The following is a 24,248-nucleotide window of genomic DNA, read 5'->3' as shown; positions in this document are numbered from 1 at the left end:
CGGATCCACACATGCCGCTGCGATCGTTTTATCGAAGGTTTTTCCATGAAAATCACGGATGTGAAGGTGCGCTGCTGCCAGCGCAAACCAGGCGATTTTGCCGCCAGCGCGTTTCGAACCGGGGATTTCGCGAAGTTCGAATTTCTCACCGTCACCATGGCGACGGATACCGGGCTCGAGGCAACCGCCTTCGGGTTCGCCGGTCGTTCGGCGGCGGGCGCCGGCAGGCTGATTGCCGACACGCTGCGTCCGTTCTTCATCGGCCGTGACCCGCTCGACCGGGAAAAGGCATGGCACGATTTCCGGGTGGCCGACCGCTGGTGGGGCCACTTGCCGATCTATGCCTACGGACCATTCGACACCTGCCTCTGGCTGCTGTCGGCCACCGCCGCCGGGCAGCCTCTCTACAAATATCTCGGCGCCTTCCGCGAACGCGTGCCGGTCTATGGCAGCTCGATGATCCTGTCGGGGCCGCAGGACTATGTGAAAGAGGCGCTGCGCGCCAAAGCCGAAGGGTTGCGGGCCTACAAGCTCCATACACCGGGACTCGACCTCGACTACGACATCGACGTCCATCGCCAGGTCCGCGCCGCCGTCGGGCCGGATTTCACGCTGATGTCGGACCCGGTCTCGATGTTCAATCTCGAGCAGTCGATCCGCTTCGGCCGCGAGCTGGAAAGGCTCGACTTCTACTGGCTGGAAGAGCCTTTATACGACGAGGACGTGCATTCGCTGCGGGAGCTCGCCCGCACCCTCGAAATCCCGCTCGTCGGGACAGAAGTCCTTGCGAAGCACCCTTACAGCATCGCCGAATGCATCTCGACGCGTGTCGTCGATCGCGTCCGGGCAGACGTTTCCTGGACGGGCGGCGTCACGGGCGTCATGAAGACGGCCCGCCTCGCCGAAGCCTTCGGCGTCAATTGCGAGATCCATACCGCCATCTTCCACCCGATGGAGATCGTCAACCTGCATTGCGCCGCGGCGATCAAGAACTGCGACTTCTTCGAAGTGCTCTATCCAATGGAGAACTTCGCCTTCGGCCTCAAGCAGCCGCTGCCGATCAAGGACGGCTACGCCGCGCCGCCGTCAGCCCCCGGCCTCGGGGTCGAGATCGACTGGGATGCCATCGACAACAGCACGATCTGTGAGGCCTGAGCGCCATGATGAAAGCTGTCTGCCTCGAGGAACCCGGCAAGATCTCGCTGGTCGAATTGCCCGAACCAAAACCGGGCCCGGGCGAAGTCGCGGTGCGGATGGAGTATGTGGGGTATTGCGGTTCCGACCTGACGTCGTTTCGCGGCCTCAATCCGCTGATCTCCTACCCGCGCGTCCTGGGCCATGAAATCTCCGGCACCATCTCGGCGCTCGGCGACGGCGTCAGCGCGCTTGCGGTCGGCCAGTCCGTGACTATTCTTCCCTATTTCAATTGCGGCAGGTGCCATGCCTGCCGCCTTGGCAGGCCGAACGCCTGCAAGGACAACCGGACGATGGGCGTCCAGCGCGAGGGCGCGATGGCCTCGATCATCGTCGTTCCCGCGGGCAAGATCATTCCGGTCGAGGGCATGCGCCAGCGGGACCTCGCGCTGATCGAGCCGCTTGCCGTCGGCTTCCATGCCGTCCGCCGCTCCGAGCTTTCGGCTGGAGAAACCGTCGTCATCCTTGGCTGCGGCGTCATTGGGCTCGGCGCCTTGCTCGGCGCTGTCAGGCGGGGCTCACGCGTGATCGCAATGGACCTTAGCGCCGACAAACTCGCCGTTGCCAAGGTGCTCGGCGCCACTGACACCATCGATGCGTCGCGCGAAGATGTCCTGGCGCATGTCCTGGAACTGACCAGTGGGGACGGTCCGCAGGTCGTCATCGAGGCGGTCGGCGCGGATGCGACCTTTCGGCAGGCGATCGATCTCGTGGCGTCCTGCGGCCGGGTCGTCTATGTCGGCTACGCCAAGAACAAGATCGCTTACGACACCAAGTTCTTCCTGCTCAAGGAGATGGATATCCGCGGGTCGCGCGGCTCCGAGATCGCCGATTTCCACGATGTTATCGGCTATCTGAAGCAACATCGGGACGCCGGCGACCGCATCGTCTCACGCGTCGTGCCAATCGAGGAAGCCGGTGCGGCCATGCAAGCCTGGGACAAGAACCCCGGAGGCTTCACCAAGATCGTCGTCCGGATCGAAGCGAAGGAAGACGCATGAGCATCAACGATATCTTCGGGCTGGAGGGGCAGCATGCGCTGGTGACCGGCGGCGGAAGCGGTCTCGGCCTTGCGATCGCCACCTGTTTCGTCGAAGCCGGCGCCAAGGTGACGATCGTCGGCACCAACGCCGCGAAGCTCGCTGCCGCCTGCGAGACGCTGGGGCCTTCCGCCACGAGCCATGTCTTCGACGTGACCGACACTGCCGGTGCCACGGGTTTCGCCAGCGAGGTGGCAAAAAAATCCGGACGCGTCTCGATCCTCGTCAACAATGCCGGCAACACGGTCAAGAAGCCGCTCGGCGAGATGAGCGTCGAGGCTTTCAATTCGGTGCTGAACGTCCATGTCGGCGGCGCCTTCGCCCTCTCGCGCGCCTTCCTGCCGCAGGTGACGGAAGCAAGGGGCAGCATTCTTTTCACCGCCTCGATGAGCTCTTTCCTCGGCATTCCCAACGTGATCGGCTATTCGGCGGCGAAAGCCGCCTATGTCGGCATGGTGAGGGCGCTCGCGACCGAACTTGCGCCCAGCGGGATACGCGTCAACGGTGTGGCACCAGGCTGGATCGACACCGCGCTTCTACGCCAGGCCACCGCAGCCGATCCGGAAAGGGCGCGCAAGATCAACAGCCGCATTCCCATGGGTCGTTTCGGCGAGGGCGCCGATATCGGCTGGGCCATGACCTATCTCGCCTCACGCGCCTCAGCCTATGTGACCGGCCATATACTGGTGGTCGACGGCGGCGCGCTGCACGGCTTCTGACACCATAGTTTTTCGAGGGAGAAAACAGATGACGACCGATACTGACAAGGCGATCTTCGAAGTCATCCGCAAGGAACTCTTCACGGCCGTCGTCGGCGACGTGCTCGATGTAATGGGCCACCGCCGGCAGTTCCTGCCGGCCGGGATCGTGCCGTTGCAGCCGGAGATGAAAGTCATCGGCCGCGCGATGCCGGTGCTGGAGGCGGACGTGTTTTCCGGCGGTTCGCCGGATGCGCACGGTCCGCTCGCGAACAAACCGTTCGGCCTCATGATGGAAGCGCTGGACAGCCTGACGGAGAACGATGTCTACATCGCCAGCGGCTCCTCCTTCCGCTACGCGCTGTGGGGCGGGCTGATGTCCACCAGGGCCCAGAAGCTGAAGGCTGCCGGCGCCGTCCTCAACGGCTATATCCGCGACTCCTGGGAAATCGAAAAGCTCGGCTTTTCGGTCTTCTCGCGCGGCATCTATGCCCAGGACCAGGGCCCGCGAGGCAAGGTGATCGACTATGGCTGCCCAATCGAGATCGAAGGCATCCTGGTAACGCCCGGCGACCTGATCTTCGGCGACCGCGAGGGCGTGCTTGTGATCCCGCGCGAGGCGGAAAAGGAAGCGATCGAGCGCGCGATCGAGAAGGTCAGCACAGAGAACAAGGTCGCAACCGCGATCCGCGACGGCATGAGCGCCTGCGAGGCCTTCCGTACCTTCGGCGTCATGTGAGCCGACGATGGACGATCCTCGTCTGCTCCTGCTCTGCGATCACGACAATGTGCTGGTCGCCTGCCGGCGCATCGAAGCCGGTGAGACCATCATCGTCGGCGGCGAGTCGCGCATTCTGATCAAGGCCGTGGAGCTCGGCCACAAGCTGGCGCGGCTGCCGATCGCCCCGGGGATGAAGGTCATCAAATACGGCGTCCCGATCGGCTCGGCGACGCGGTCGATCGGACCCGGCGAGCACGTCCATATTCACAATCTGAAGAGCGACTACACCAAAACGCACGTAATAGCGGAGACCGGATCATGACCGGCGAACAGTCCACCATCCTCGGCTATCTCAGGCCGGACGGTCGCAAGGGCATCCGCAACATTGTGATCGTGGCCTATCTGGTAGAGTGCGCGCATCATGTCGGTCGCGAAATTGTCTCCCATTTCCGCGGCAGGGACGTGCATCTGATCGGCTTTCCAGGCTGCTTTCCCAATCCCTATGCGCAGCGGATGATGGAGCGTCTGTGTACGCATCCCAATGTCGCCGCGGTACTGCTGCTGTCACTGGGATGCGAAAGCTTCAACAAATTCTCGCTCGCCCGCACCGTCGAGGCAAGCGGACGGCCGGTGGCCACGCTGACGATCCAGGAAAACGGCGGTACTTTGTCGACGATTTCCGACGGCATCGAATGGGTCGGGCAACGCCTGCAAGAGCTGGGCGCGGTCGCGAGAGTGCCAATGGATGCGAGTGAACTTATCGTCGGCACGATCTGCGGCGGGTCGGACGGCACCAGCGGCATGACCGGCAACCCCGCCGCCGGCCTTGCCTTCGATCGGCTGGTCCGTGCGGGAGCAGCCTGTATTTTCGAGGAGACCGGCGAGCTGATCGGCTGCGAAGAGATCATGGCGAGCCGTGCCGTGACGCCTGAACTCGGCGTCGAGCTGCGCGCCTCCGTGGCAAAGGCAGCGCAATACTACGCGACGCTAGGCTATGGCAGTTTCGCTCCGGGCAATGCCGATGGCGGCCTATCCACCATCGAGGAGAAATCGATGGGTGCCTATGCCAAATCGGGCTCGTCGCCGATTTCGGGCCTCATCAAGCCGGGCGACATTCCCCCTGGCGGCGGACTCTACCTGATGGATGTCGTGCCGGACGGGGACGTGCGTTTTGGCTTCCCCAACATCTCGGACAATGCCGAGATCGTGGAGCTCATCGCTTCCGGTTGTCACCTCACGCTCTTCGTCACCGGCCGCGGTTCGGTCTCGGGGTCGGCGGTCGCACCGGTCATAAAGATCTGCGCCAATCCCGAAACATACCGTCGCCTGTCGGGCGACATGGACGTCGATGCCGGACGTATCCTCGAAGGGGCCGCCACCTTGTCGGATGTCGGCGACGAAATCTTCAATCTGGTTCTTGCTGTCGCCAATGGCCATGCGACGAAATCCGAACAACTCGGGCACCGCGAATTCATCCTGACCTACAAGACTTTCGAACCGATCGGTCCCGCATGTCTGCCGGGCGCACAGCCAAAGGCTGGTCACCGAAGCTGAAGCCGCCGACGTTTGCCGTGTGCCTGCGAGCGCTGTTTGCGTCTGTGCTGAAGCGGCGCGATCCTTGACCAGCGCAGGAGCAAATGCATCGCGGGCCGAACAATCTGGCGACAAGCTCACTCGTTTTGTTTGAAGCGCGGCACGCCGAAACGGATTCATGCGAGCCGCTTAGGTCTTGTTTTGCATGTCGCTACATCGAACCGAGGTTGCTTGGGCAACGTGCATTGGAAACGAGGTGCGCAAAAAAGGGTCGCGGCAAACCAGCATTGGGCTGGCGGCTCGCAACCGCCTCACCCCCATGCGGACAATTCAAATCAGCGGGCCTGCGTCAGCCATACGCCGCTTCCTGATATCTGGGGGAAGCGTCTTCTCGTTTTGGCGAGGGTTCTGTTCCGCCGGCGCGAATGAGCTGCCTGCCTGATCCGAAAAAAACAGCTTCCAGCGGCCCGGGCGGAACGCTACCCGGCTCTTCTGCGCCGCGGGATGGTCGACGGGCAGCTCGATCTCGACGCGCTGGCGTTCGCCGCCGATCTCGAGTTCCACCCGGCGGGTGCCGGCGACGCGGCGGCTGGCGACCACCGTGCCGGCGATGCAGCCAGAGCAGCCGCTCAGCAATTCGACGTCGTGCGGGCGGAAGTACAGCCTGGCGTTGCCGCTGGCGGCCTCCGGCGCCGACAGCCCGATCGGGCGATCGGCGAGCCAGACCTCGCCATTCTCGACCTTGACGGGAAGCGAGCTCGATTCGCCGATGAAGCCATAGACGAAAGGCGAGTTCGGCCTGTCATAGATGTCGTCGGCGGTGCCGACCTGCTCGATGCGGCCCTGGCTCATCACCACGACGCGGTCGGCAAGCTCCAGCGCCTCTTCCTGGTCGTGGGTGACGAAGACGGTGGTGTGGCCGGTGGCGTCATGGATGTCGCGCAGCCAGCGGCGCAGTTCCCGGCGCACCTGCGCATCGAGCGCGCCGAACGGCTCGTCGAGCAGAAGCACTTTGGGTTCGATCGCCATGGCGCGCGCCAGCGCGACGCGCTGGCGCTGGCCGCCGGATAGCTGCGCCGGATAGCGCTTTTCCAGGCCCGAGAGCTGGACCAGGTCGAGCAGCTCGGAGGCGCGGCGGCGGATCTCCTGCGCCGGCGGCCGCGTCGAGCCCTGCCGGACCTTGAGGCCGAAGCCGATATTGTCCGAGACCGTCATGTGCCGGAACAGCGCGTAGTGCTGGAAGACGAAGCCGACATTGCGCTCCTGGATCGATTTGTGCGAGGCGTCCTCGTCGCCGAAGAAGATCTTGCCGCGCGTCGGCCGCTCCAGCCCGGCAATCAGCCGCAGCAGCGTCGTCTTGCCCGAGCCCGACGGCCCCAGCAACGCGATCAGCTCGCCCGACTTGATGTCGAGCGACACGTCATGGAGCGCGGGAAACCGCTCAAACTCCTTGCGCACATTGGCAACGCGAACTTCCATCTAAAAAACCTTCTAGTGGCCACGCGCGGCGGCGATCTCGGCGCCGTAACGCATCTCGAGCAGTGTCTTCAGGACCAGCGTCACCAGCGCCAGGCCGGCCAGCAGCGAGGCGACGGCAAAGGCGCCGACGGCGTTGTATTCATTGTAGAGGATCTCGACATGCAGCGGCATGGTGTTGGTCAGGCCGCGTATGTGGCCCGACACCACCGAGACCGCGCCGAACTCGCCCATGGCGCGCGCATTGCACAAGAGCACGCCGTAAAGCAGCCCCCATTTGACGTTGGGCAGCGTCACATACCAGAAGGCCTGCCAGCCATTGGCGCCGAGCGACAGCGCGGCCTCCTCGTCGCCATTGCCCTGTTCCTGCATCAGCGGGATCAGCTCGCGGGCCACGAAGGGGAAGGTGACGAAGACGGTGGCCAGCACAATGCCGGGCACGGCGAACAGGATGACGATGCCATGCGCCTTCAGCCAGGCGCCGAGCAGCCCCTGGGCGCCGAACAGAAGCACGTAGACCAGGCCCGAGATGACCGGCGAGACCGAGAAAGGCAGGTCGATCAGCGTGGTCAGGAAGGCCTTGCCCTTGAACTCGAACTTGGCGATCGCCCAGGCGGCCGAGATGCCGAAGACGACATTGAGCGGCACCGAGATCGCCGCCACCAGCAGCGTCAGCCGGATCGCCGAGCGCGTATCGGGATTGCCGAGCGCCTCGGTGTAGGCGCCGACGCCCTTGGCGAAGGCTTCGTTGAAGACGATGATCAGCGGCAACAGCAGGAAGATGCCGAGGAAGGCGAAGGCGATCGCCATCAGCACGGCCTGCGCCGGGCGGCTTTCGGTCACCGCCGCCGAGCGGCTGTCGTGATGCGGCTCGTAGGATTTGATCTCCGGATCAGCCATAGCGCTTGCGGCTCCATGTCTGCGCCAGGTTGACGATGAGCAGCATCAGGAACGACAGCGCCAGCATGATCGCGGCGATGGCGGTCGCCGCCGGGTAATTGTATTCCTCCAGCCGGATGACGATCAAAAGCGGCGCGATCTCGGACTTGTAGGGCAGGTTGCCGGCGATGAAGATGACCGAGCCGTATTCGCCGACGCCGCGCGCGAAGGCCAGCGCGAAACCGGTGACGATGGCCGGCGCCAGGCCGGGGAACAGCACCCGGGTGACGATCTGGAAGCGGCTGGCGCCGAGCGTGGCGGCGGCCTCCTCCACCTCCTTGTCGATCTCCTCCATGATCGGCTGCACGGTGCGCACGACGAAGGGCAGGCCGATGAAGACCAGCGCGATGACGATGCCGAGCGGGGTGTAGGCGACCTTGAGCCCAAGCGGCAGCAACAGTTTGCCGATCCAGCCATTGGGCGCGTAGAGCGTGGTCAGCGCGATGCCGGCCACCGCCGTCGGCAGCGCGAAGGGCAGGTCGACCATGGCATCGACGATGCGGCGGCCGGGAAAGCGGTAGCGCACCAGCACCCAGGCGACCAGCGTGCCGAAGACGACATTGACGGCGGCCGCGACAAAGGCGGTGCCGAAGCTGATGCGGAGCGCGTTGATGGTGCGCCGGTCGGTGGCGATCGCCCAGAAATCGGTCCAGCCCAGCGCCGCGGAGCGCCAGATCAGCCCCGACAGCGGAATGAGGATGATGAGGGTCAGGTAGGCAAGCGAGAAGCCTAGCGTCAATCCGAAACCCGGAATGACGCTCGGCTGTCGAAATCGCCAACCCGCCCGAGCGGGTGCTGTGATGGCCACTGCTGTCATGGAGTTCCGGATCGCCCCACTCTTCAAGCCAGATTGCCCTTCGCTATGACTTCAAGAGCCTTGGGCGTGCAAGTTCGTTGAAAGATACGGCGCCTACTTCCATTCGCCCAAAGGCGTGTGGATTTTCTTCCTTCGCCGTCATTCGGGCTTTCTCCAGCTCTTCTGACTACTCCTTACTGCGCAGGTCTCCAGGTCTGGTTGGATGAGCACCATCACCGAAATGATAGGGTACGCGCATTCTTCAATCGTCGAAAAATTAAGCCAGAAGTTTGCATGTCGCGACCAGCGTTGGGTCCCGAGCATCCACCGCGCGCATACCGCCCGGCAGACGGCGTTCGGCGGATCGGACGGCAGAATTTGCAGACGTCGTCGTGTGGACCAGGCGACGCCGACAATGACGAAAGCGAAGCTATGGCAGCAAGTAGTAGCGAACACAATCGCGCGCGGATCAGCCGACAGTCGGAAGTGGGACCCTTGCTCAAAAGAATAGGTTGGCCACGCCACTAAGATATCTCACGCGTTCCCGTGATGGCCTTCTACGCAATACAAAACCAACGCATCATGGAGCGCATAAATCAGATTAGAAATCCGCCTGGGGAGGAGGATATGAAAAACATCTCAAATGACCTGATGGAAATTGCCGGCCGAATTCGCCCTGCGCGGGAAGCCTTCGCGGAGGCGGACAGGAGGAGGGTCGAATCCGCTTTGGAGGCAGGACGACTTCTTTGCCAGGCCAAGGACGACTGCCTGCACCAGCAATGGATGGCTTTCCTGAGATGGGCCGATATGGATGAACAAGAGGCTCGAAAGCTGATGCAGCTTGCCCGCGCGGGACTGACATCGTGCGTCGTTTCGGAAATCGGCGGCATCGATGCGGCACTGGCCTATCTTGTGGAGGCAAGATTGCCCGAGCCGGAAGAGTGCCTGACCGTGGGCCGCGTAGGCTGGCCGGAAAAGAACACGCCCTTCGCGATTATCAAACCCAATGCCGCGCATCCCGGCTATTACGATATCGCCATTGCCGACATGTGGGCCAATCCAGCAACGGTTTTCTCATCGAGAAAGCCGCTTCGGGGGGAAAGCATGAGGCAAGCCGACGGATCGTTCTTCAACAGCCTCTGGCATATTGTCGATCGTGAATTGGATGTCCCGCATTCGCAGCGCGAGTTCCAGATGATGCCGGCGGATCTGTTCTCGCGAGATGGTGCCTTCCTCTTCGCCAAGCCTGTCTCCGCGGCTGACAGTGCGACGGAAAGCGAGGCGCACAGCTACATTCTTTGAGTGTTCGCCGGCAAATGCGACCGCGCGCAACCCGCAACAATTCCATTGCATGGACCGGAAAAACGCCCTGCCGGCCTCGGCGTGCTCTGCCTAGCGTTGTTCGTCACGGCAGAACACTCCAGCGCGCAGTCTCACCCGGACAAAGATCTATCATGCTCAGGCGAGGCTGTTCGAGGGCAATTTCCTGACTCGGCTCCCGGACGGCAAGTTGAAGCGAGAACCGAACTACCTCTAAGAGCATGGCAAAAAGACCAAACGGCCGCCGACCGGAATTTTGACGGAAAATGAACTCAAGCAATCGACGCGCCAATGAAGCGCCGTCAGCCGGCTTGCAGCCGAGCGTGGCTGCGCGCCAGATCATCTCGTCTCGTCCATTTGCAATGGCCATCAGCACTTAGCGTTGTCAAACCGCGCCAGACGACCGTCCGGGCCCATACCAGGTCTCGGAAGTGGTAATGTCTTATCCGATTGCGCACTCCATTTTCTTCGCCGCTGCTGGCTTAATCGCGTCAGTTGTCATCATCAGAGTGGCGGTTACATGCGCATCGCGATTGTTGGTTCGGGTTACGTGGGTCTTGTATCGGGCGCTTGCCTGGCTGATTTCGGCCATCAAGTCGTCTGCGTCGATAAGGCGGAGGCCAAGATTGCCGATCTCCAGGCCGGAAGAATGCCGATCTATGAGCCAGGTCTCGACGACCTCGTCGACAAGAATTCCGCGAGCGGCCAGCTCACCTTCACCAGCATGCTTACAGCGGCAGTCGCCGATGCGGACGTGGTGTTCATTGCCGTCGGGACGCCTTCGAGGCGAGGCGACGGCCATGCCGATCTGTCCTATGTCTACGAAGCGGCCCGGGAAATCGCGGCCGCTGTTCACGGGTTCACCGTGGTGGCAATCAAATCCACGGTGCCGGTGGGCACGGGGGATGAGGTCGAACGGATCATTCGCCAATGCAATCCCCTGGCCGATGTGGCCGTCGTCTCCAACCCGGAATTCCTGCGCGAAGGAGCCGCGATCGACGACTTCAAACGACCAGACCGGATCGTTATCGGCCTCCCGTCGGACGAGCGTGGCCGGGAGGTGATGGCGGAGGTGTATCGGCCGCTCTATCTCAACCAGGCACCCATCCTGTTTACCGGCCGCCGCACGTCCGAGCTGATCAAATATGCGGCCAACGCCTTCCTGGCGCTCAAGATCACGTTCATCAACGAGATCGCGGATCTCTGCGAGAGCGTGGGCGCGAACGTGCGCGAGGTAGCGCGGGGCATCGGGCTCGACAATCGCATCGGCTCAAAGTTCCTGCACGCCGGCCCGGGCTATGGAGGATCCTGTTTTCCAAAAGACACGCTGGCTTTGGTCAAGACGGCGCAGGACAGCGGCGCGCCATTGCGCCTGATCGAAACGACGGTTGCCGTGAACGACCAGCGAAAACGCACCATGGCGCGCAAGATCGTATTTGCTTGCGGCGGAGATGTCCGCGCAAAGACAGTGGCCTTGCTGGGTCTTACCTTCAAACCCAACACCGATGACGTCCGTGAAGCGCCTTCCCTTTCGATCATCCAGGCCTTGATCGATTTTGGAGCACATGTCCGAGTGTATGACCCCGAAGGCATGGAACAGGCGAAAATCGTGCTCGGCACAAGCGTAAGTTATGCAGAAGGCGCCTATGAATGCGCCGAGGGCGCCGACGCGCTGGTCATCGTGACCGAGTGGAATCAGTTCCGCGCCCTGGATTTTGAACGACTGTCCCGCACGATGTCGAAACGGGTGGTGGTCGACCTGCGCAACATTTACCGGCGGGAAGACATCTCCAAGCACGGCTTCGAGTACGTGAATATCGGTGAGGGAGCGGTCGGAGACAAGGCAGTTTTCGCCGCGGCCGCGGAATGAGGTATCTGGTCACCGGCACCGCAGGATTCATCGGTTTTCACCTGGCGCGCCGGCTGCTCGACGACGGTCATCGCGTCACCGGCTTCGACGGCATGACGCCATACTATGACATCGTCCTGAAGCAGTCCCGACACGCCCTGCTTGAAAGATACGACGCCTTTCGCGCCCATATCGGCCAACTGGAAGACCTGGATGCCCTTCGCCGCGCCGCGGACTCCGCCCGGCCCGATGTGATCGTGCATCTGGCCGCGCAGGCCGGTGTCCGCTACTCAATCGACAATCCGCGAAGTTACACGGACAGCAATCTCGTCGGCTCGTTCAACGTCCTTGAGCTCGCGCGTGATCTCAAGCCCCGGCATTTGCTCCTTGCGTCCACGAGCTCGGCCTATGGAGCGAACGACAAGATGCCATTCGTCGAAACCGACAAGGCTGATTGGCCGTTAACCTTCTATGCGGCCACGAAGAAGGCGATGGAGGCGATGGCGCACTCCTATTCACATATCTTCGGAACGCCGACCACATGCTTCCGCTTCTTCACCGTATACGGCCCCTGGGGCCGGCCCGACATGGCGCTCTTCAAATTTGTCGACGCGATCGAGAACGGCCGTCCGATCGAAGTGTATGGCGAAGGCCTGATGAAGCGCGATTTCACCTATATCGATGATCTCGTCGAAGCCATCGTCCGACTCGTCGAATGCACGCCGGCGACAGGTCGCGCGGCGTCCGCTCCCGGCGTCGTCGACACGCTGTCACCCGTCGCGCCGTGGCGTGTCGTCAACATAGGCGGCGGCGAGCCTGTCGGGCTGCTGCCTTTCATCAAGACGATCGAGAACTGCCTGGGCAAACGCGCCATCCGCAAGATGTTGCCGATGCAGGCTGGCGACATGCGGGCAACCTATGCCGACCCCCGCCTGCTGGAGGCCCTTACGGGCTTTCGCCCTTGCACCAGCGTCGAGGACGGGGTGACCGCCTTCGTACGCTGGTATCTGGAAGAACGGCCGTCGCGGCCGACAATCGCCGCCTGAAGCGCGCAGACCTGTGCTCCGTGCACGCGCCTAGGTCCTTGGCGCGACACAGGTTGGTCATGCCGAGGCCAGCTTGGCATGTATCCTGGGCCTTTGGCCATGCCAGGATGTCACCTCAATGGCGGCTCCGTCTCCACAAAGCACTGTAAAGCCGCTGTCGGTATGAGTTTGGACCTGGCCGGTCAGCCCGATATGGCGCCCAGGCGGGGCAAACATGCGCGCCTTGTCGATCACGATCTTGGCACCGGCAGTGAAAGTGAAGGCGCCCGGATAGGGATCGCCGACGGCGCGGACGAAACGAAGGACATTCTCGGCAGCATCGCTCCAGTCGATTATTCCGTCATCGGCCGTGCGCTTTGCGCAATAGCTGGCAAGGGATTCGTCCTGCGCGACGCCCACGGCCTTGTCACGACTTATCGCCGAAACGACAAGCGGCGTCATCTCGAACAGTGCCTGCTTGTGCTTGTCGTAGAGCGAGCGCGCGGTCTCGTCCGGTGCCACGGCAAAAAGCTTCTGGAGGACGATAGGGCCACTGTCGACACCCTCGTCGAGCCGGAAGAAAGTCGAGCCCGTCTCCTTTTCATTCGCAATGATCGTCCAGGGGATCACCGCCCTGCCCCGAAAACGCGGTAACGGCGCCGGGTGAAAGCCGATCGAGCCATATCGGGCGACCGAGCGAAATTCGCCGCGGCAGATTTGCGACCAGCCGACCACCATCGTCAAATCGGGCCGCTCGGCTTCGAGCCTGTCGATCGTGTCGGGCGCATTGATGTCCTTGGTCAGGTGGACCGCGGCCCCGGCCAGACGTGCCGGCCCCGCCAGATCGACGAAATCGGAATGGCGTTTGGAAGCTTCGCCCGCAAGGGTGACAAGCAGCGAAGGCGTCATGCCAGCTTCGACAAGGGCATCGAATGCGACCCGAGATCCCTCCACCGCACCGACAAAGGCTATGCGCATGAATTCAAGGCTCCAACTCACCGGCGTAGCGATAGATGGACACAGATCTCTTCTATTGTCTGCTTCGTTTCTGCGCCCAAGTCCTCCTTTAGAGGTAAACGGCAGCCGGCGATGCATCCCTATGTGCAACTCGTCCCTTCAAAGAAAGCTGGGTATTTAGGGGTTGCGACAGCGGGATTGGAATACGCGATGGACAGCTTCGCCGGCTTGGCATTTCTGGATCGCAGCGCCACTACAGTCGGGGAGGGCGGATCTGATCTGCTACGTATGGCGATCCTGCTTTCTGGACGCCGACGCATTTGTGCTTTCGTCCCGCTACGAAGATTGCGCGGTACCACTCAAGGCCATGGCCGGCAGCCCGCCCATCGCGTCCTTCGACTGCGACGTCATACATGCTGCGCTACGATCCCCAAGGACTGAAGACCCGTCACCATGCTGACGACCACCCGTCTGACATTGCATAAGATCGACGCCCGGATCAGGATGACCTGGGCTGCGTCGGGCGCAGACGCGTTTCTTGTCTCCTATCCCGAATCCGGAGCAACCCAGCTTAGACATATCCTTTCGGAATACTTTCGTCGCCACGCCAACGGCGAAAATGTCCATCTTTCGCCAATGTTCGAGGTTCTTCCGGATTTCGATCTCGATCCGACGAGGGGCATCCCGGCTTTTCGTTACACAGATGAGCGCCATCGTGTGCCGCTCGTCCTGGTTTCGCACCTCACCTATAGACGCTCGCTTTTTCTCAACCGACCCATCATCTTCATGACTCGAGATCCGCGCGACGTAATCGTGTCAGCTTATTTCGATGCCACACGTCACAAACGCTGCTTCGAAGGCACCATGGACGCGTTCATTGCCGATCGCGAACAAGGCCTGCCGGCTCTGATAGTATATCTGAATGATTGGGGTAGAGGTCTAAAGCATCACGTAAGTGCAGTATTGGGCTATGGGGAACTGACGGAAGACCCTATGGGTGCCTGCACGCGTATCCTGAGATTTCTCGGCCACACACCGTCCGTGCGCGCGCTTCAGGATTCTATCGACGCCTCGCGTTTCGATGTAATGCGTGAGCATGAGATGGCGGGCGGCCTAGCGGCCCACGATGGCGAAAGCCAGCATGCGCGTCCCGGCAAGGTCGGCGGCTTTTCCGATCATCTTAGTGATGCGCAAGCCGAACTCATTGAGCAGACCTGCATCGACTGGCTAACTCCAGCCGCGATCGAACTGCTTGCCCGTGGCGGAACGCGGCTCGCATGCGGCTGGTATGAACTTCGCCGCCAATTCATGGATGAACACGGCCAAGGCGAGACGATCAAGAGAGATCTTCCTGTCGTCGAATCCCTTTCCACCAATCCATGCAGCAACTTGGCGGAGATCGCCGAGAAGTATGGAAATAATCCATCGACGTCCTGACGTTAAGAGGGGAGTAAATGCGACTTGCGATTGTGCAGGCGGGCCTGGGTGCAGGAGGGACGGAGCGCGTCGTCAGTCTGCTTGCCGCAGATCGATGCAGGCGCGGAGATGAAGTCCATCTATTTGCTTTCGTGGGAGAGCAAGACAAGAGCTATTTTGCCCTGCACCCGAAGGTCACCGTCCACAGACTTGTAGAGGATGGAGCTTCGCGGCTTTCGAAACTCGGATTTGTCCGCAGCTTGCGGCGCGTGGTCGTGTTGCGCGCGGAATTCAAGCAGCTTCAGCCCACTCTGATCGTTTCATTTCTAACAAAGATTAATATTCTTTGCCTGCTGGCGGCGAAAAATCTTGGCATCCGGGTTATTATCTCGGAAAGAAACAATCCCAAAGCGCAGAAAAAACACGTCGCTTGGCGGCTCGTTTCTGGCATCATACTTCGGCAGGCGGATCGGCTCGTCATGCAGACTGATGCGATTGTCAAGACGCTTCCGGATACGCTCAGAAAAAAAGCCCACGTTATCGGAAATCCTTGCGAGGTCATCGGAAATCCGTGCGAGGCGACCGATGCCTACAAAGACCATGGCAATGAGATGTTTCGCCTGGTCGCCGTCGGACGCCTGGTGGAACAGAAAGGCTTCGACACGCTGATAAAGGCGTTTGCTAAAATCACTACCGAGTTTCCGGCATGGGCGTTGACAATCTTCGGCGAGGGACCTGATCGGGTTCTTCTTCAACGTCAGATCGATGCGTTGGATTTGGAGGACAGGGTAAAGCTTGCCGGCATTACCGAGCGTCCGGGCGAATGGGCGCGCGACGCCTCCCTCTTTGTCCTGCCGTCACGCTACGAAGGCTTTCCCAACGTGCTGATCGAGGCGATGGCGGCAGGCCTGCCCGTCGTCGCAACGGACTGCGATTTCGGTCCATCCGAAATCATCGAACCAGGCGTTTCGGGTCTGCTGGTACCAGTCGACGATGTTGCCGAGTTGGCATCCGCGATGGCATGCCTGATGCGAAACAATGCTCTTCGCCACAAAATGGGTAGATCGGCCCGGAAAACGATCGATCGGTTCTCAATGCAGCAGATTGCGGAGAAATGGGACTCCGCTTTGACGAAATTCTGAAAATGAAGGCAATCGATCACGAACTCAGTTATTCAGGTGCGCGATCTACGAATGAAAAATATCCGATGCCGGACAAGAACACCTCGAGCGTTTTCAAATCTGGCGCACATATCCTGATGTTCATCCGGAGAATGATCTTTGATAGGCGCACTTTACAGCCAATGTAACTAAAAGCGGCGACCTGTCGCGCGTGGAAGGCAATGCCCGCACATCGTCCCTGATTGGGATCGGTCTCAAGACACAAGGCACATGTAGACTTCGAGATTGTGTCCCGTGGCGTGGCCTGGCTTTTGACCACTACGAAGCCTTGCGGTTGGCCAGAGGACGTATCAGCGAGCTGCGGCAGGCATGCCGATGAAAGGAGCATCGCTCATGAAACGCACGTTCGACCTGCTCGGTGCCGCCTGCCTTCTGCTGCTGATGTCGCCCTTCATCGCGGTGCTTTCAATAGCAGTCGCGCTGCTTCTTGGGCGGCCTGTTTTTTTCCGCCAGGAACGTCCCGGCCTGCACGGGAAACCATTCAAGATAATCAAGCTCAGAACGATGACCGATCGTCGGGATCGTCATGGCCGGCTGCTTCCCGATGCTGACAGGCTGACTGGCTTTGGCAGCTTTCTGCGCGCAAGCAGCCTTGATGAGCTGCCCGAATTGATCAATGTATTGCGGGGTGAGATGAGCCTCGTCGGGCCTCGTCCCCTCTTGATGGAGTATCTCCCCCGCTATAGCCCTGAGCAGGCGCGTCGTCACCAAGTCATTCCCGGCATCACAGGTTTGGCGCAGGTGAACGGCCGCAACGCACTTGATTGGGAGAACCGCTTCGTCCTGGACGTCTGGTATGTCGATCACCGGACCTTCGCACTTGACCTGAAAATTCTCTGCCTGACCTTTTACAAGATCTTCACCCGAGAGGGGATCAGCGCCGCGGGACACGCCACCATGCCCGAGTTCATGGGCTCGCAGGTTTTGCAGTCGGGCGGGCCGTTGAGGACGTCTGGATCGCGCCTGCCACGGTTGGCCGCAAGGGTTGCAGCCATCGGTATTCTGCTAGAACTTGGGACTGCCGCTTTCGTTTTTGTTGTCGATCCATATGGGATCAACCATCATCTGGAGATTCCTGATTTCAATGCCGAAAAGACACATCGCCTTTCGATCGGTACGACAGCCGAGCGCTCACTACGTCTATGGCTCACCGACTACGACACTTTGATCCTCGGCGGCTCGCGGGCGCGCGTCGGGCTTGATCCCGCCGGACCGAGCCTAGCTAGGCTGAAGGCCTACAATGCCGCGGTTCCGCATGCGAGCATGGTCGAACTCTATGACATTGGCATGTTCGCCCTGGCTCACGGCGCACCCCGCCGGATGATCGTCAATCTCGATTTCTCCATGTTTGAGGCGGACCGAACGGAAACCCAAGATTTTCCGGAGTCCGGCTTTGCCGGAGTTCCAATGCCTATCGTTTATGCGCGGTCCCTGTTCTCCCCCGAAAGCTTTATCGACGCTTTGCGGACGGTGCACGCCAACAGCATTGGATTTCGGGAGACCGACAAGGAAGACGGTTTTCACCAGATCATGTTGGCACATAATTACAGCTACAGACAGGTGTCCGACCAGAGGCTGAATCGGTTGATGGCGGAGTTTTCGTCTCCCGGCAGCTTCGATTATGACATCACCAGAATCGGCCTGTTGCATGACCTTCTGGATCGTCTCACCGCCGCTGGAGTAGACGTCACGCTCTTCATTTCGCCGATACATGCTCGTCAGATGGAAGCACTCAGGGCCATGGGGCTACTCCCGGTTTACGACCGCTGGCGTGTGGATCTGACGTATACCGTAAGTCAGGTCAACGCATCCAAGACAGCCACGTCTGAAGTGAAACTGTGGGATTTTAGCGGCTATAACTCCGTTACAATGGAAGACATTCCGGATCCGGGCGATCGTCATCAGACGATGCGGTGGTACTGGAGCTCTGCGCGTTACACTCCGGCCTTGGGAGAGTTGATGCTGGATCGCATGCTCGGCCAAGCCTATTCGGGCCCGTCGGATTTCGGCATATCTCTTACCGGATCCAACCTTAGATCAATCCTCGACCAACAGCGAAAGAGGCGCACCATATATGTCGTGCTTCATCCCGAGGAGATTAATAGGATATGGAGCCGTTTGCTTTTATTTAAATTTACAAAGCCAAATATATAGGCAATTTTTCTCTTTATTAGTTCGGTATGTCTTATAGTTCTACTTTTTTGTTCCGCATATATTTGGCGATAAAACGGCCATGAAGCTGCTACCGCTAATGGGGTAGGCCATCGGTCGTAGCGGCGATCAGGTCCTAGCTTATTGGGGTTGCGACAGGACCAAACTTGGTCGTGGCAGCTTTCTGGTTTCTGCCGATGATGGATGCATCGGCAGAAACAATCCCGGAGAACGACCAAGGGACGCGTACTGCCGATCAAGAATGAGCGGGGCGACTTTGGCTACGGTTGCGATGATCGGAAGACTGGCTCGACGGGTGCTGCAAGCTGCCAGGCGCAAGAGTGCGGGCCGCACGCGCCTGGCCAATATCGCACACCTTCTGACCGGCAATTTTCTTGGCTCATTGCTGGCGCTTGTAGCCTTTACGCTTTCAGCACGAGCGCTTGGGGTGACGAACTATGGTGAGCTTGCATTGATCATCGCGTTCACAAGGGTTGTCGAGCGCGTTGTCAGCTTCCAGTCGTGGCAGCCAATTATCAAATACGCAGCCGGCATGAACGCATCCGAGGGCCACGAGAATTTGCGCGTCCTCATGAAGTTCGGCCTGCTTATCGATGTCGGCGCCGCTGTCAGCGCCTGGGTCGTCGCCATTGGCGCGGCCCTTCTCATTGCGCCGGTTTTCGGTTGGTCGACGCAAATCGTGCATCTTCTTGTTCTCTACTCCAGCGTTCTGCTATTTCAGATTTCCGGCGTCCCCGTGGCTGTCCAACGCATGGCCGGCAACTTCCGCCTCCTCGCCTATGGGCAGTTGCTCAACGCCGTTCTGCGCGTATTGCTGTGTCTGCTCGGCGTGCTGCTCAATGGCGATCTCGCTTACTTCACGGCGGTTTGGGCCGGAACGCAGATCCTCGGCTCCCTGGCGCTCCTGACGCTGACCATGCGCGCGCTACACAGGCAGGGTGTCCACAATGTCCTGGGCGCGCCTTTGGCCGGCATCACACGCCGCTTCCCTGGCATCTGGAATTTCGCGTGGTCGTCGAACATCTCACTCACCTTGCGCGCGAGCGCGCAAGAGCTCGATACGCTGCTGGTCGGATGGCTAGCCGACCCGGCCTCGGCTGGCTTGTACCAGATCGCCAAGCGCATAGGCCGCGTCGGCCAGCAAGTAGGCCCGCAGGTGCAAAACGTTCTCTATCCCGATGTCGCCCGCCTTTGGGCAAAAGGCAGCATCGAGGAATTCAAGCGGGTGATCTTTCAGACCGAAGCCATGCTGCTCTGCTTTGGCGTCATTTGCGTCCTGGTCGTGGCGGTGCTCATCCGGCCGCTGCTCGCCTGGACCGCGGGACCGGAGTTCATAGGCGCAGCCAGCCTCGTCATCGTGCAGATGGTGGCGGTCACGTTCGTGCTTTCGGGCTCAGCCGCCCGCTCGGCGCTGCTTGCCATGGGCCGGCAACGTGAGGTGTTGCGCATTGTTGTGGTTGCCACAGCCGCCTTCCACGTGACGGCCCTCCTGCTCATCCCGCGGATCGGCGCGATGGGGGGCAATATTGCCCATATCGTCCTGGGCATTCTGTGGGCCTTCGGCCTGGCGCTTTCGTTGCGACAGGCGCTCAAGACCGCCCATCATCCCGACCGGCAAACCCCGCCGGCGGACGCTCTCAACCAAGCAAGTCTTGCCCCTTCAAAGGCGATCTAGATGTCTCTTGCACCTCAAGCTCTTGCGCCTCAAGCCCAGGCACCTCAAGCCCTGGTCACTTTGCCTGCAGCGCAGCGGCGCTCGCCTTCCTCTCCTTCGTCGCTCACACATCTGCAACGACTCGAGGCTGAATCAATCCATATCATTCGCGAGGTCGTCGCCGAACTGCGCAACCCGGTGATGTTGTATTCGGTGGGCAAGGACTCGGCCGTAATGCTCCATCTCGCGATGAAGGCCTTCTATCCGTCGCAACTGCCGTTCCCCCTTCTCCACATCGACACGACGTGGAAATTCAAAGAAATGATCCGTTTCCGCGACGAGACTGTCGCGCGGCTTGGCCTGAAGCTGCTGGTGCGTCGCAACGAGGCCGGCCTGGCCGAAGGGATCACGCCATTTACACATGGCTCGTCGACCTACACGCAGATCATGAAGACGGAGGCGCTGAAATCGGCACTGACCTCGCTCGGCTTCGACGCCGCTTTCGGCGGCGCGCGGCGCGACGAGGAAAAGAGCCGCGCGAAAGAACGGGTGTTTTCGCTGCGCAGCGATAGCCATGGCTGGGATCCAAAGAACCAGCGCCCGGAACTATGGAACCTCTACAACGGCCGGCTGAAACCAGGGGAGTCCGTCCGGGTCTTTCCTCTCTCGAACTGGACCGAAACCGACATATGGCAGTACATCATGAGGGAGAACATCCCCATCGTCTCGCTGTATTTCGCGGCCAAACGCCCCGTGGTGGAGCGCGACGGACAGTTGATCATGGTGGACGACGATCGTCTGCCGCTCCGCCCAGGCGAATCCCCCGAAATGCGCTCGGTACGCTTCCGCACGCTCGGCTGCTATCCCCTCACCGCGGCCACTGAAAGCACTGCCGCGTCTGTTCCCGAAGTGCTCCAGGAAATGCTTGTCGTGAGGACCTCCGAGCGATCAGGTCGGCTGATCGACCATGACGAGGCAACATCGATGGAAAAGAAAAAGCGCGAGGGGTACTTCTGATGCTGGGTTTTGCTCAAACCGCGGAACTCGAATCTTCTTCGATAGACGAGATCACTTCGCAATATCTTGCTGTCCACGAGAAGAAGAGCCTGCTGCGATTTTTGACATGCGGCAGCGTGGACGACGGCAAGTCGACGCTGATCGGCAGGCTGCTCTACGACACGAAGCTGCTGATGGAAGACCAGCTTGCCACACTTACCCGCGATTCCCAACGCCACGGCACAACCGGCGGCGATCTCGACTTCGCCCTTCTGGTCGACGGTCTGGCCAGCGAGCGCGAACAGGGCATTACGATCGACGTGGCCTATCGTTTCTTCGCCACGGAGCGGCGCAAATTCATAGTCGCCGACACGCCCGGCCATGAGCAATACACCCGCAACATGGCTACTGGCGCATCCAATGCCGACCTGGCGATCATTCTTGTCGATGCGCGGCAGGGCATTCTGACCCAGACACGCCGACATTCCTTCATCGTTTCGCTGCTCGGAATCCGGCATGTCGTCCTTGCGGTCAACAAAATCGACCTGGTCGATTATTCGCAAACGGTATTCGACGAGATCGAGGCGACCTATCGAAGCTTCGCGGAACCACTTGGCTTCGCGTCTCTGGATGCCATCCCGCTGTCGGCGCGTTATGGCGACAATGTTCTTTCGAAAGGCGAGAACCTGCCCTGGTATCGGGGCCCGACGCTCATCGAGCATCTGGAAACCGTCGAGGTGGAACGAGACCGCCGTAGCGCGCCTTTCCGGATGCCGGTGCAATGGGTCAATCGCCCGAACCTCGACTTTCGCGGGTTTGCCGGCACCATCGCCGCCGGCGTGATCCGGCCGGGAGACCGTGTGGTCGTGGCACGATCCGGCGTGACGAGCCTGGTCAAGCGCATCGTCACCCAGGACGGAGACCTGTCGGAGGCAGCGGCCGGCGAGGCTGTCACGCTGACGCTCGAAGACGAGATCGACGTTTCTCGCGGCGACGTCCTGGCGGGGGCGGCGGAGCGCCCGGAAGTGTCAGACCAGTTTGCGGCCCATCTGCTCTGGATGCACGAGGATCCATTGATCCCCGGCCGCCCGTATCTGATCAAGCTCGCCACCAGCGTGGTGGGTGCGAGCGTTACGCAGATAAAACACCGGGTTGACATCAATAATTTTGCAAAACTGGCAGCAAAAACCCTCGAGAAGAACGACGTCGGCTTCGTCAACTTGACGACACAGGCACCGCTCGCCTTCGACCCGTTCTCTAACGTGCACGAAACCGGCGCGTTCATCGTCATCGACCGGATCAACAACCACACGGTCGGTGCCGGAATGATCGACTTCAGTCTGCGCAGGGCGAACAACGTCCATTGGCAAGCACTGGATGTCGACATGAATGCGCGGGCGATCGCCAAAGGTCAAAAGCCCGTGGTGCTGTGGTTCACAGGCCTGTCGGGCTCCGGAAAGTCGACGATCGCGAATCTCGTGGAGAAGCGCCTCCATGCGATCGGCAGGCACACCTACCTTCTGGACGGCGACAATGTTCGCCATGGCTTGAATCGAGATCTCGGCTTTACCGACGCGGATCGCGTGGAGAACATTCGTCGCGTCGCCGAGGCCGCCAAGCTGATGGTCGACGCGGGGCTGATAGCGCTCACTTCATTCATTTCGCCATTCCAGGCGGAGCGGCGGATGGCGCGCGACCTCTTCGGCCCAGGGCAGTTTATCGAGATCTTCATCGACACACCACTGGAGGTCGCTGAAAGCCGCGACCCGAAGGGCCTTTATCGACGCGCCCGAAATGGGTTGATCCAGAATTTCACGGGCATCGGCAGTCCCTATGAGCGCCCGGAAGCGCCACAGATCACCGTTACGCCGGATCTGAGCGCCGAGGAGGCCGCGGAAGTGATCGTCAGCTACCTTGAACGAGGCAGCTACCTCGGAACCGCGACCGGGTAACAGGCGATGGTTGGAGGAGCTAGCCAAGGGCCGATACGGGTTTGCTTTCCATTTATCGGTGATGATGTCGGTGGAAGCCACATCTCGGCGCTCAAGCTCATCCAGAACCTCGATACATCGAAGGTCGTTCCGATTCTGGTGCTTCAGGAAACGGCCGGGCCTCTGGCGGCCTTTCTGCAAATGGAGGGCCAGCCCTTCACGGGTTTTCCGCTGCCGACGACTTCGCCTGGAAAGGGAACAATCCCCGGCGATGTCATGACCTATCTGACCAGTACGCTTCCGCGCATGCGGCGTTTCATCAAGGAGCAGAAGTTCGATATCGTTCACACCAATGACGGCAGGACGCATGTGAATTGGGGCATTGCGGCGAGACTGGCAGGTGCTCGGCTGGTTTGGCATCATCGCGGCGACCCCGACGCCAAGGGCGCTAACGTGCTTGCGCCGCTCATCGCGCATCGCATGGTGACGGTGTCTCGATTTTCGCGACCGCGGCATCCGATCAGATCCCTCAAGGGACGGCTCAGCGTCATCCATAGTCCCTTCGACCATCCGTCGACTGTGCCTGACAGGATCGCGGCCAAGGCCGCACTTCTGGACGAGCTAGGCCTTGCACCAGGAACACGCGTCCTGAGCTTCATCGGCGGGCTGATCGAACGAAAGCGGCCGCTCCTCTTCATCGATATCCTTGATCGTTTCGTGCGGGAGCATCCTCAAATCCCGGTCGTCGGCTGCGTGTTCGGGAATTCACCCGCGGGCTCGCAAGATCTTGAAGCGGCCGCCCGCGTGCGCTGCGCCGAGCGCGGGCTCGGCCAAACGGTGCGCTTCATGGGTTTTCGCAACCCGATCGAACCTTTCCTCGCGGCAACGGATGTTCTGGTGGTTCCCGCCATGGGAGAGCCCTTCGGCCGAACCCTTATCGAGGCGATGTTTCTTGGGACGCCGGTGGTTGCAACCGATCATGGCGGCAATCCGGAAGCTATCGAGAACGGGCGGACCGGATTTCTGGTCACACCGGAAGACGCCGGGGCCTTCATGGAGCCGCTATCGCGGTTGCTGTCCAATCCGCCGCTCTGGGCCCGGATCAGCGATGCAGCCCGCGACCACGCCTTCTTCTCCTACAGCACGCACCGCCATGTCGAAAATGTCATGAAGATCTATGACAGGGCGCTTTGCTCCCGCAAAGCCGGCTTGGCGACCGACCTAACCAGCGAAATCGGCGGTTAAAGGATTTTCGCAATGCGGGTAGAGCACATCGATTTCCTTGTCATCGGAGCCGCAAAAAGCACAACGACCTGGCTGCAGCAGCAGCTTCAGGCCGATCCGAGCGTC

General features: G+C 60.7%; 20 protein-coding genes and 1 pseudogene. 17 read left to right on the top strand and 4 right to left on the bottom strand.

All coding sequences use genetic code 11. From position 1 onward, the window contains the following. Positions 1 to 45: 45 nt before the first annotated feature. The 6 genes from FJ986_RS03770 to FJ986_RS03745 are packed head-to-tail and all read left to right on the top strand — an operon-like array spanning position 46 to position 5,207. Positions 46 to 1,155: an enolase C-terminal domain-like protein gene (locus tag FJ986_RS03770; protein WP_140498417.1), complete on the top strand. Its 1,110-nt coding sequence runs from the start codon at positions 46 to 48 to the stop codon at positions 1,153 to 1,155. 5 nt (positions 1,156 to 1,160) lie between these two features. Further along, the gene (locus tag FJ986_RS03765; RefSeq protein WP_140673439.1) at positions 1,161 to 2,195 is read left to right on the top strand and encodes a zinc-binding alcohol dehydrogenase family protein; all 1,035 of its coding nucleotides are present in this window, start codon (positions 1,161 to 1,163) and stop codon (positions 2,193 to 2,195) included. Further along, the gene (locus FJ986_RS03760) at positions 2,192 to 2,953 is read left to right on the top strand and encodes an SDR family oxidoreductase (RefSeq protein WP_140673438.1); all 762 of its coding nucleotides are present in this window, start codon (positions 2,192 to 2,194) and stop codon (positions 2,951 to 2,953) included. The genes FJ986_RS03765 and FJ986_RS03760 overlap by 4 nt, the downstream gene beginning before the upstream one ends. A gap of 28 nt (positions 2,954 to 2,981) precedes the next feature. Then, positions 2,982 to 3,671, top strand: coding sequence for an RraA family protein (locus FJ986_RS03755; protein ID WP_140498420.1), 690 nt, complete (start codon positions 2,982 to 2,984; stop codon positions 3,669 to 3,671). Between the two features lie 7 nt (positions 3,672 to 3,678). Beyond that, positions 3,679 to 3,975, top strand: coding sequence for a UxaA family hydrolase (locus FJ986_RS03750; protein ID WP_140498421.1), 297 nt, complete (start codon positions 3,679 to 3,681; stop codon positions 3,973 to 3,975). Then, complete coding sequence (locus FJ986_RS03745) at positions 3,972 to 5,207, top strand: UxaA family hydrolase (RefSeq protein ID WP_140498422.1); 1,236 nt, start codon at positions 3,972 to 3,974, stop codon at positions 5,205 to 5,207. Before FJ986_RS03750 ends, FJ986_RS03745 begins: the two co-directional genes overlap by 4 nt. 309 nt (positions 5,208 to 5,516) lie before the next feature. On the opposite strand, the gene FJ986_RS03740 is transcribed toward FJ986_RS03745, so the two are convergent. From FJ986_RS03740 to cysT, 3 genes are read right to left on the bottom strand one after another with little or no spacing between them, the layout of a single operon-like run. After that, a complete protein-coding gene (locus FJ986_RS03740; RefSeq protein ID WP_140514972.1) occupies positions 5,517 to 6,665 on the bottom strand; it encodes a sulfate/molybdate ABC transporter ATP-binding protein in 1,149 nt (382 codons plus the stop codon). Between the two features lie 12 nt (positions 6,666 to 6,677). Continuing rightward, positions 6,678 to 7,562, bottom strand: a complete 885-nt coding sequence (gene cysW, locus FJ986_RS03735) for a sulfate ABC transporter permease subunit CysW (RefSeq protein ID WP_140673436.1) — start codon at positions 7,560 to 7,562, stop codon at positions 6,678 to 6,680. Beyond that, the gene (gene cysT, locus FJ986_RS03730; RefSeq protein WP_140581282.1) at positions 7,555 to 8,418 is read right to left on the bottom strand and encodes a sulfate ABC transporter permease subunit CysT; all 864 of its coding nucleotides are present in this window, start codon (positions 8,416 to 8,418) and stop codon (positions 7,555 to 7,557) included. Before cysT ends, cysW begins: the two co-directional genes overlap by 8 nt. Before the next feature lie 606 nt (positions 8,419 to 9,024). Between cysT and FJ986_RS03725 the strand changes: the two genes are divergently transcribed. The 3 genes from FJ986_RS03725 (at position 9,025) to FJ986_RS03715 (ending at position 12,612) form a co-directional block, all read left to right on the top strand. Then, complete coding sequence (locus FJ986_RS03725) at positions 9,025 to 9,699, top strand: hypothetical protein (protein ID WP_140498426.1); 675 nt, start codon at positions 9,025 to 9,027, stop codon at positions 9,697 to 9,699. Between the two features lie 538 nt (positions 9,700 to 10,237). Then, a complete protein-coding gene (locus FJ986_RS03720) occupies positions 10,238 to 11,587 on the top strand; it encodes a UDP-glucose/GDP-mannose dehydrogenase family protein (protein ID WP_140625478.1) in 1,350 nt (449 codons plus the stop codon). Continuing rightward, positions 11,584 to 12,612 (top strand): NAD-dependent epimerase/dehydratase family protein, encoded by a 1,029-nt coding sequence (locus FJ986_RS03715; protein WP_140567306.1) that lies wholly within the window; start codon positions 11,584 to 11,586, stop codon positions 12,610 to 12,612. The genes FJ986_RS03720 and FJ986_RS03715 overlap by 4 nt, the downstream gene beginning before the upstream one ends. Positions 12,613 to 12,669: 57 nt before the next feature. Here the strand turns inward: FJ986_RS03715 and FJ986_RS03710 are convergent, their stop codons facing one another. Then, positions 12,670 to 13,569 (bottom strand): formyltransferase family protein, encoded by a 900-nt coding sequence (locus tag FJ986_RS03710; protein ID WP_140673434.1) that lies wholly within the window; start codon positions 13,567 to 13,569, stop codon positions 12,670 to 12,672. 432 nt (positions 13,570 to 14,001) lie between these two features. On the opposite strand from FJ986_RS03710, the gene FJ986_RS03705 reads away from it, so the two are divergent. The 8 genes and pseudogenes from FJ986_RS03705 to FJ986_RS30670 all read left to right on the top strand — a co-directional run. Next, complete coding sequence (locus FJ986_RS03705) at positions 14,002 to 14,985, top strand: sulfotransferase domain-containing protein (RefSeq protein ID WP_140513529.1); 984 nt, start codon at positions 14,002 to 14,004, stop codon at positions 14,983 to 14,985. A 17-nt stretch (positions 14,986 to 15,002) separates the two neighbouring features. Then, complete coding sequence (locus tag FJ986_RS03700; protein ID WP_140673432.1) at positions 15,003 to 16,106, top strand: glycosyltransferase family 4 protein; 1,104 nt, start codon at positions 15,003 to 15,005, stop codon at positions 16,104 to 16,106. Positions 16,107 to 16,478: 372 nt separating this feature from the next. Beyond that, complete coding sequence (locus tag FJ986_RS31145; RefSeq protein ID WP_140498431.1) at positions 16,479 to 18,299, top strand: sugar transferase; 1,821 nt, start codon at positions 16,479 to 16,481, stop codon at positions 18,297 to 18,299. A gap of 289 nt (positions 18,300 to 18,588) precedes the next feature. Further along, a complete protein-coding gene (locus FJ986_RS03690; RefSeq protein ID WP_224519136.1) occupies positions 18,589 to 19,992 on the top strand; it encodes a lipopolysaccharide biosynthesis protein in 1,404 nt (467 codons plus the stop codon). Continuing rightward, positions 19,993 to 20,988, top strand: coding sequence for a sulfate adenylyltransferase subunit CysD (gene cysD, locus FJ986_RS03685; RefSeq protein WP_246681277.1), 996 nt, complete (start codon positions 19,993 to 19,995; stop codon positions 20,986 to 20,988). Next, positions 20,988 to 22,919, top strand: a complete 1,932-nt coding sequence (gene cysN, locus FJ986_RS03680; protein WP_140513523.1) for a sulfate adenylyltransferase subunit CysN — start codon at positions 20,988 to 20,990, stop codon at positions 22,917 to 22,919. Before cysD ends, cysN begins: the two co-directional genes overlap by 1 nt. A 6-nt stretch (positions 22,920 to 22,925) precedes the next feature. Next, positions 22,926 to 24,143 carry a glycosyltransferase family 4 protein gene (locus FJ986_RS03675; RefSeq protein ID WP_140633003.1) on the top strand — a complete coding sequence of 406 codons (1,218 nt, stop codon included), beginning with the start codon at positions 22,926 to 22,928 and terminating at the stop codon, positions 24,141 to 24,143. Between the two features lie 12 nt (positions 24,144 to 24,155). Further along, positions 24,156 to 24,248: pseudogene (locus tag FJ986_RS30670) on the top strand (sulfotransferase); the annotation flags it as partial.

This window comes from Mesorhizobium sp. B1-1-1 (assembly GCF_006442955.1).
Classification (GTDB): Bacteria; Pseudomonadota; Alphaproteobacteria; order Rhizobiales; family Rhizobiaceae; genus Mesorhizobium.
This window is presented reverse-complemented; position numbering and strand designations above follow the sequence as displayed.

Bases quoted from the DNA above. Each gene is read 5' to 3' on its own strand.
- FJ986_RS03770 (WP_140498417.1), top strand. From the start codon at position 46: ATGAAAATCACGGATGTGAAGGTGCGCTGCTGCCAGCGCAAACCAGGC.
- FJ986_RS03765 (WP_140673439.1), top strand. From the start codon at position 1,161: ATGATGAAAGCTGTCTGCCTCGAGGAACCCGGCAAGATCTCGCTGGTC.
- FJ986_RS03760 (WP_140673438.1), top strand. From the start codon at position 2,192: ATGAGCATCAACGATATCTTCGGGCTGGAGGGGCAGCATGCGCTGGTG.
- FJ986_RS03755 (WP_140498420.1), top strand. From the start codon at position 2,982: ATGACGACCGATACTGACAAGGCGATCTTCGAAGTCATCCGCAAGGAA.
- FJ986_RS03750 (WP_140498421.1), top strand. From the start codon at position 3,679: ATGGACGATCCTCGTCTGCTCCTGCTCTGCGATCACGACAATGTGCTG.
- FJ986_RS03745 (WP_140498422.1), top strand. From the start codon at position 3,972: ATGACCGGCGAACAGTCCACCATCCTCGGCTATCTCAGGCCGGACGGT.
- FJ986_RS03740 (WP_140514972.1), bottom strand. From the start codon at position 6,665: ATGGAAGTTCGCGTTGCCAATGTGCGCAAGGAGTTTGAGCGGTTTCCC.
- cysW (WP_140673436.1), bottom strand. From the start codon at position 7,562: ATGGCTGATCCGGAGATCAAATCCTACGAGCCGCATCACGACAGCCGC.
- cysT (WP_140581282.1), bottom strand. From the start codon at position 8,418: ATGACAGCAGTGGCCATCACAGCACCCGCTCGGGCGGGTTGGCGATTT.
- FJ986_RS03725 (WP_140498426.1), top strand. From the start codon at position 9,025: ATGAAAAACATCTCAAATGACCTGATGGAAATTGCCGGCCGAATTCGC.
- FJ986_RS03720 (WP_140625478.1), top strand. From the start codon at position 10,238: ATGCGCATCGCGATTGTTGGTTCGGGTTACGTGGGTCTTGTATCGGGC.
- FJ986_RS03715 (WP_140567306.1), top strand. From the start codon at position 11,584: ATGAGGTATCTGGTCACCGGCACCGCAGGATTCATCGGTTTTCACCTG.
- FJ986_RS03710 (WP_140673434.1), bottom strand. From the start codon at position 13,569: ATGCGCATAGCCTTTGTCGGTGCGGTGGAGGGATCTCGGGTCGCATTC.
- FJ986_RS03705 (WP_140513529.1), top strand. From the start codon at position 14,002: ATGCTGACGACCACCCGTCTGACATTGCATAAGATCGACGCCCGGATC.
- FJ986_RS03700 (WP_140673432.1), top strand. From the start codon at position 15,003: ATGCGACTTGCGATTGTGCAGGCGGGCCTGGGTGCAGGAGGGACGGAG.
- FJ986_RS31145 (WP_140498431.1), top strand. From the start codon at position 16,479: ATGAAACGCACGTTCGACCTGCTCGGTGCCGCCTGCCTTCTGCTGCTG.
- FJ986_RS03690 (WP_224519136.1), top strand. From the start codon at position 18,589: ATGATCGGAAGACTGGCTCGACGGGTGCTGCAAGCTGCCAGGCGCAAG.
- cysD (WP_246681277.1), top strand. From the start codon at position 19,993: ATGTCTCTTGCACCTCAAGCTCTTGCGCCTCAAGCCCAGGCACCTCAA.
- cysN (WP_140513523.1), top strand. From the start codon at position 20,988: ATGCTGGGTTTTGCTCAAACCGCGGAACTCGAATCTTCTTCGATAGAC.
- FJ986_RS03675 (WP_140633003.1), top strand. From the start codon at position 22,926: ATGGTTGGAGGAGCTAGCCAAGGGCCGATACGGGTTTGCTTTCCATTT.